Annotated in this window: 6 protein-coding genes; 3 read left to right on the top strand and 3 right to left on the bottom strand. The window is 46.6% G+C overall.

All coding sequences use genetic code 11. The annotated features are described in order from the left end of the window. Positions 1-146: 146 nt before the first annotated feature. The 3 genes from AB7D94_RS15640 (at position 147) to AB7D94_RS15630 (ending at position 2593) form a co-directional block, all read left to right on the top strand. Positions 147-1628 (top strand): DegQ family serine endoprotease, encoded by a 1482-nt coding sequence (locus tag AB7D94_RS15640; RefSeq protein WP_420266925.1) that lies wholly within the window; start codon positions 147-149, stop codon positions 1626-1628. A 103-nt stretch (positions 1629-1731) separates the two neighbouring features. Then, the gene (locus AB7D94_RS15635; RefSeq protein ID WP_420266924.1) at positions 1732-2178 is read left to right on the top strand and encodes a Panacea domain-containing protein; all 447 of its coding nucleotides are present in this window, start codon (positions 1732-1734) and stop codon (positions 2176-2178) included. Then, complete coding sequence (locus AB7D94_RS15630) at positions 2171-2593, top strand: hypothetical protein (RefSeq protein WP_420266922.1); 423 nt, start codon at positions 2171-2173, stop codon at positions 2591-2593. Before AB7D94_RS15635 ends, AB7D94_RS15630 begins: the two co-directional genes overlap by 8 nt. Here AB7D94_RS15630 and ispE read toward each other — a convergent pair. The 3 genes from ispE to AB7D94_RS15615 form a co-directional block, all read right to left on the bottom strand. After that, positions 2556-3461, bottom strand: coding sequence for a 4-(cytidine 5'-diphospho)-2-C-methyl-D-erythritol kinase (gene ispE, locus AB7D94_RS15625; protein WP_420266921.1), 906 nt, complete (start codon positions 3459-3461; stop codon positions 2556-2558). The genes AB7D94_RS15630 and ispE overlap by 38 nt on opposite strands. 7 nt (positions 3462-3468) lie before the next feature. Continuing rightward, positions 3469-5442, bottom strand: a complete 1974-nt coding sequence (locus AB7D94_RS15620; protein WP_420266920.1) for a tetratricopeptide repeat protein — start codon at positions 5440-5442, stop codon at positions 3469-3471. Positions 5443-5612: 170 nt separating this feature from the next. After that, a complete protein-coding gene (locus AB7D94_RS15615) occupies positions 5613-6779 on the bottom strand; it encodes a radical SAM protein (protein ID WP_420266918.1) in 1167 nt (388 codons plus the stop codon). Between the last annotated feature and the right edge of the window lie 162 nt (positions 6780-6941).

The following is a 6941-nucleotide window of genomic DNA, read 5'->3' as shown; positions in this document are numbered from 1 at the left end:
AATAGGACATTTCTATTTTGGTAAGAATAGGACATTTCTACTTTGGTACGACATTTTGTATAGCAACTATTGACTTGACGGCCCATTATATGTGATTATATATGCCAATTGGAGATGCCGTTCAATAAAAAGGAGGATTCAGAGTTATGTTCAACGGTAAAAAGACTATTGTCGGGGTAATGCTTATCGTGTGCGGGCTGATAGCCGGGCTTGTTATCGCGTCAAACTTTAACATACAAAACCAGTCGTCGGCTCAGGCTAAAGAAGTCTCGCCCCAAAGCAGGGATGTACTTGTACAACTAAGTAACGCAATGGCCGAAGTCGCTGATGTGGTCAAACCATCGGTGGTCAATATCTCCACCCAAAAAACAGTAGATACGAAGGATAACCAGATGGGGCGTTTCTTTGATGACCCTATGTTCAAGAAATTCTTCGGCGACGAATCCCCGTTTCACATGCCAAAAAAATATGAGTCCAGGGCACTCGGCTCAGGTGTTATCATAAAAGAAGACGGCTATATCGTCACCAACAGCCATGTCGTCAAAGATGTGGACGAGATAAAGGTTATTCTTGCGGATAAGACCGAGTATAAGGGCAAAATAATCGGGGCTGACCCAAAGACTGATGTGGCGGTTATAAAGATTGAAGCACATGGGTTGCCGGTCATCAAAATGGGTGACTCAGGTAAGATGAGAGTTGGTGAGATAGTCATAGCGGTCGGCAACCCCTTCGGCCTCAACCAGACCGTCACTATGGGCATCGTCAGCGCCGTGGGAAGGTCAGAGGTCGGTATTGCTGACTACGAAGATTTTATTCAAATTGACGCCCCAATTAATCCCGGAAACTCAGGCGGTGCCCTCGTCAACGCAAACGGTGAACTGGCAGGGATTAATACCGCTATCTTTTCCACCAGCGGCGGTTATCAGGGCATAGGCTTTGCCATCCCAAGCAGCATGGTCAAAAGTGTAATGGACAAACTCATTAAATCCGGCAAGGTAATTCGCGGCTGGCTGGGCGTAAATATTCAACCACTGACCCCCGAACTAGCCAAATCCTTCGGACTTAAAGAGAAAGATGGCGTCCTGATTGCAGATATAGTCGAAGGCGGCCCTGCCGAAAAGGCCGGCATAAAACGCGGTGACCTCATCGTATCCTTTGACGGCAAAGACGCCTCCAACACGAGGCAACTGCGAAATCTCGTTGCCAATACCCCCCCCGGCGCGACTCTTGATCTCAAAGTTATCAGAGATGGGAAAGAAGTCGCGTTTAAAGTAAAAGTAGGAGAACTCCCCGATATTAAACAAGCGGCGGCTGAGACTCCATCGTCAACAGAATTCTCAAACAGACTCAAGGGAGTAAGCGTACAGGACTTAACAGCGTCTATTAGGGAGCGCTTTAACTTTCCCTCAAAAGTCTCCGGCGTTATCGTCACAAATATCGCCGACGACAGTGCCGCCTTTAATGTTCTCAAGCAAAGCGACATCATTCAGGAAGTCAATAGAAAGCGCGTCAATAATGTGAGAGAATATGATTCCATCGTCTCCGCCATCAAGGCAGAGGAAGATATTCTGTTGCTCGTCTATCGTGGAAGCGCCTATTCATATGTAACAATCACGGGTAAGAAATAGGACAACTATACGAGGGAGGCGCAGGCTGTGCCTCCCTCGTATAGAGTATTGTGTTGTCGGTTTTGCAGCTTTCACCGTGTCCATGTAAGTGAAAGGGAGGTTTATGATGTACACATGTTTTGATATAGCCGATTATTTTCTTTCTAAGGCAGAAGACGATGAGGAGTTGCTATCAAATCTTAAGCTTCAGAAACTGATGTATTACGCTCAGGGATTATATCTTATTACCAACGGGCAGCCACTCTTTAGTGAAAATATTGAGGCATGGACATATGGGCCTGTTGTCCCTGACCTTTATCACAAGCATAAGAACTACGGTGCCGGAGGAATTCCCGCTCCAACTGATTTCGACCATAATAAAATTAACAGACAAGATTGTGAATTTCTCAATGAAATATATGAAGTGTTCGGCCAGTACTCCGCACTGCGTCTCAAAGAACTCTCTCAAAGCGACATATGTTGGAAAAATGCTTATGATAAAGGCGCAAAAACGATTATCTCTCACGATGAAATGACCAAACATTTGAAAAAATATCTGGTCTATGCCTAATCCTAAGACCATAATAATCCCTTACAGGAAGGGCAGCCGTTTTGAGGTCAAGGATACGGAGGGTATTGATTACAATAACAATAGCAAACCACTCTTCTCATTTCACCATATGAAGAAGGGAGCTAAGTTCTGTCTAAGTAGATGTGAAAAAAAGGAAAAATCATCTTTTGCAGATACTCTGCTAAATCTCTCCCAACTGACGTGGGAAGAAATTAGTAATAAACCAAAAGATGGCCTTGGATATGAACGAATCTCTGTCAAGTCTCTGAAATCAACATTACCCTCATCAATTACAGAAGAGGTTGAAAAGGTTACGGTCTTTAGATTTTCTGATTCTGGCCGCATGGCTGGCATTAGAGACTTGAATATCTTCCATATCATCTTTGTAGGACGAAATCATGACTTGTATGACTAATGCCGCTTATAGTTGTGGCTTTCTTTAACAAGCAATCAGGATAAATAGCGGCTAAAGCCGCATTTGCCTTGTCTCTTGCATCTACGTCTTTAAATACCCCGAAGACCGCGCTGCCACTGCCGCTTAACATGGCCGCCACCGCGTCTTCTTTTAATAAGGCGTTTTCTATTTCATGGATTTTTGGAAATTTATCTTTTAATATGTCCTCTATGTCGTTTTTCATAAGGGCGCGTATGCGCTCAAAATTGTATGACTCTAAGGCTGCTGTAAGACCATCTCTTAGCTCCGTGCGGGACGAGATGGGATTAAAGACCCTGCCATCGAATTGTCTGTATGCCCACGCCGTGGATATTGAAAATGACGGCTTTACGAGTAAAAGATTGATGGTGGAATTCACCTCGTGAGGTACTACTATCTCGCCTCTGCCCTCCGCAAAGGCAAAACCGCCGTGAATGAAAAATGGTACGTCAGAGCCGATTTGGGCGGCAATAGAAGACAAGCCAGTTATTGTAAAAATATTGCCAAACAGCCTGTTCAGGCCAATTAACGTATGCGCGGCGTCTGAACTGCCGCCACCAAGACCCGCCTCAGCCGGAATTTCCTTCTTTAATGTGATTCGTGCGCGACTAGTCCGGGCATTTAACTCCTTACGGGCAAAAAAGGCCGCCGCCGCCTTGTAGACGAGGTTTTCAGTTACTGGTATGGGTATATCAGATATCAGTTCAAGTGTGTCTGAAGGCTCAATAATAAGTGTGTCATACAACGATACAGCCTGCATTGCCGAGTAGATTTCGTGATACCCGTCTGCCCTCTTTCCTGTCACGCGCAGAAACCAGTTTATTTTTGCCGGGGCTGACAAGGTAATCAATGGGGACTCACCGCCTGGTTTTATTTATTTTCTCCTCAACCCGTTCCTTCAGACCGCGCTCGTCTTTAAAAAACTTTATTGACTTCTGCCATGCCTGCACTGCCTTGTCCGGCATGTTCAGCTTGATGTATATATCGCCAAGGTGCTCATATATCACAGCATCATCCTTCATCAAAACAACTGCCCTTTCTACTTCCTTTAACGCCTCGTTGTATAAACCCTTCTTAAAATACACCCACCCCAGGCTGTCTATGAAGGCACCGCTGTCAGGTTTAAGCTCCAACGCCCGCTTGACAAGATCGTTGGCTTCGTCCAGATTTATCCCTTTCTCCGCATACGAATACCCAAGGTAGTTCAACGTCTCGGAGTTCTTTGGATTTATCGCTATGGCCTTTTTTAATACCGCAACCATTTCGTCAAAATTATTCTCCTTTTCACATACAACAGCAAGGTCTAACAGGAGCTCGTCGCTTTCAGGAAATTTGGCTATTCCACGTTTCAACACCTCTTTTGCCCTGCCATAATCGCCCGCGCTTAAATACGTAATTGCAGGATATCTGAAAAAATCAGGCTTGCTGCTGTCATAACTCAATATTTCTTCATAATACTTTGCAGCCGCGCTGTAATCCTTTAATTCGTTATTTATATAACCCAACCTCAAAAATGCCTTTGTGTTCCCAGGGTCTATGTTGATTATCTGCTTTAACTCCTCAATGGCCTCAGGATATTTCTTCATGGCCTCGTAACATAAGGACAGGTAGTATCTTGACATGATGTTGCCGGGCACTGTGGATTTGACTATCATAAACTCCTCAATGGCCTTATTGTAGTCATCCGCGTCAAGATATAATTGCCCAATTTTGAAATGTATCTCAAGATTTTCAGGAATTTCCTTGCTCAGCTCCCTGAGTTCCTTGATCGCCTTGCCGAAGTCCTTGTCCTGTATATAGACACGGGAGAGCATATCGCGCGCCTTTACGTTTTGCGGGTTTATCTCAATGGCACTTTTATAGAACTGTGCCGCCTTGTCAAGGTTTTTCTTCTTTTCCTCTATTATCCCCATATATACATAGGCGTTGTCCAGCGATGGATCAACCTGTATCGCCTTCATTATATGTTTTTCGGCGTTTTCTGTATCTCCCATTTCAAGATATATAACCCCTATGTAGTAGTTCCCCATGGTGTTGCCATCGTCACTATTGACATATATGTTTAACACCCTCAGCGCGTTAGTATAGTCCTTTTGAGATAAATACATGGCGCCTAAAAATACGAACGCAGACATGTCAGTGGGTGCCAGGCGTATGACCTTTTCGTATATCTCTACGGCTTCCCTGATTCTTTTCTGTGAGTTATAGAGTTCGCCAAGGAGTTTTAGCGCCAGCACATACTCAGGATTTCCTTTGACAATCTCAGCGGCACTTTTTACAGCTTCCTCTATCTTGCCCTGCCTGACATAGATTTGGGCAATCTGTAATCTTAAATATGGAGAATTCGGGTCATCCCTTAATGCCAGCCGGTACTCCTTCATGGCCTTATCCCAATCGGCGTCAACCTCAGCGATGGCTCCAAGCATAAAGTGGTACTCAGAATCTTTGGCATCCGCATCTGCCGCCTTAGGTGTGGGCGGTTTTTTCCCCTCACCGGCAACCTGCCGGGATTCCTTTGTCTCTGGTTTTGTTTTGGTTTTTATTTTTGGTTTCGTGTCGTGGTTTGCTTCGGGTTTCGCCGCAGCGGCCTTTGCGGCCTCTGCCATGGTTTGGTTATCGGTTGCCATTGCAGTGTGGGCAACCGGCTCGGCCAGCGAAGCAGGTGCCACATTCGCCCGCGTCTCAGCCTGGCTGCCCTTTGCCCCAAAGGCACACCCCGACTGCACAACAACCATCGCGGCTAATATACAGTAGGCCGTTATTACAAAAAAGACTTTCATCGCACTCATCTTGCCGTTCATGGTGAAAGGGGGGCACTTAACCCCCCTCAACCGGATTCCTCTTAACATGAACCCTTACACTTACACGTCAAAGCTGCCTTCCTCGTCAGTTTCCTTATGGTCATATTTCCACCTCCTGTTATGTTTTAATCTCTCACAGGGTGTCAACCACTCACCCCTACGGCTTTACACTTGCCCTATCTGAAATTATAACATAGATGTCAATATAAAATGGAGTGGCATTTAAATAAATCTTTCCCAAATGGGTCGCCAAGGGCTGCCGCCCTGTATCTGCAACCACCCCTGCATGTCTCTATCTCCGCGCAGTCACACTTAAGTTTGCTGAGGGGCAGCGGCTCAATCCGGCCCCAGCACTGTTGAAGGCCGTCCTCTGCCACACCCGCAGGTGTGTCGGCGTAGTACAGGCATTTAGAGGCGACTCCGTCTGCGGATATGGACATCAGATGTGCCCCGCAGGCCCATCCCCCCTCATCGCTACCGCCATGAATGCCGCCACCATGGGAAAAACCATATGATAAAAGTTTACCAGCCGTATCAGGCGGCAGACACAGGTATTTGTTTCTCAGCAGGCTGCCCTTTGGCACCGGCACATCCACCGTCCAGTCCTTTATGTTCATATTGGTGAACATCTTTTCCATCGCGGCGAACTCTCCCATATTTTCTGAATGTATCGTTGTGGCCACAGACACATCGAATCCCGCCTCCTGCGCCCGTTTTACGGCATGAATTGCCTTATTGTACCGGCCCTCACCGCGAACGGCGTCGTGGCCCGCGGCAAGTCCATCTATGCTTATCTGTATCTCGTCCACGTTCAGGGATTTTAACAGCTCATCAGTGAGCAGTACACCGTTTGTGAGGAGGATTTTTCTCAGGGCAAACTCTGGAAGCCTCTTGTTAAGTCCGGCAAAATCGGGATACATCAGGGGTTCGCCGCCTGTCAATAGCAGCCTCAGCCCCTGCATGGCCTCAAAGTCTTTTAAAACCCGCACAACAGTATCCAGCGGCAGGTGTACCGCACGGCTATCCCCGACGAAACAATGCCGACATTTCAGATTACACGAGGCGGTCAATTGCAGCTCAAGATATCTTAGTGAGGGTATGGGGGATTGATTGTCAGGGGGCCGCGCCACCAGGACAGGCGTAGTTGTAATAAGCCCCTCTTCGACGCAGTAGGAGACAAAAGCGCTGTCGCCATCCCGGGCGCTGACACCCCGGCAACCAGCCTGTTTTAAGAAATCAAAGGCCGCGCTGTCAAGCTCATAGAGTTCGTCTTTACCGGCATCATAGACACACGGGGTCTCTAAACGCTTTAAAAAACACCTCTCGCCGAGGTAGTATAAAGTGCCATCAGAAGGCTTAGTTTCCATAAGTCAGCGTAAGTTTACTATATTTTGCCCGCGTTTGAAAAGGGCTTGAATTGCCCCTATAACCGACATAGAGAAGCGAAAAGAGTTAAAAGCCCCCGTGCTTTAAGTGTAGCAGATGATATAAAATATCACCTGTAAGGTTAACAAAAAAAGCAGGAGGGC

This window comes from Candidatus Magnetominusculus dajiuhuensis (genome assembly GCF_046044395.1).
Taxonomy (GTDB): domain Bacteria; phylum Nitrospirota; class Thermodesulfovibrionia; order Thermodesulfovibrionales; family Magnetobacteriaceae; genus Magnetominusculus; species Magnetominusculus dajiuhuensis.
This window is presented reverse-complemented; position numbering and strand designations above follow the sequence as displayed.